Origin of the sequence: Pseudoalteromonas sp. BMB, assembly GCF_001709235.1 — a bacterium.
Lineage (GTDB): Bacteria > Pseudomonadota > Gammaproteobacteria > Enterobacterales > Alteromonadaceae > Pseudoalteromonas > Pseudoalteromonas maricaloris.
In genome coordinates this window covers 1-209 of record NZ_MBQA01000128.1, presented here as the reverse complement: position 1 = coordinate 209, position 209 = coordinate 1, and the positions used below count along the sequence as shown (strand labels likewise).

The 209-nt window shown below is 47.8% G+C and carries 1 protein-coding gene; it reads right to left on the bottom strand.

Going from position 1 to position 209, the window contains the following annotated elements:
- On the bottom strand, window positions 1-209 hold a 209-nt coding region (locus tag BB427_RS24450; protein WP_175401266.1), incomplete at both ends, for a hypothetical protein.

The window sequence follows — 209 nt, the reverse complement described above, 5'->3', positions numbered from 1 at the left end:
TGGAATTCAGTTGGTCGATGGTCTCCATGGCTTCTTGTAATTTGGCATCTAATTTCCTCTTTGTCTCTTCAAGCTCTTCCAGGCGGGCAAGACCCTCGCTCTCATACTTGGATCGCCAGAGTTGAACTTCAGCATTGGCTTTGCTGAGTTGTCTCTGTAAGTCTGCCTTGGCTTCTTGTTCTTCATCGATTTGTTCCCTGAGGCTGTCG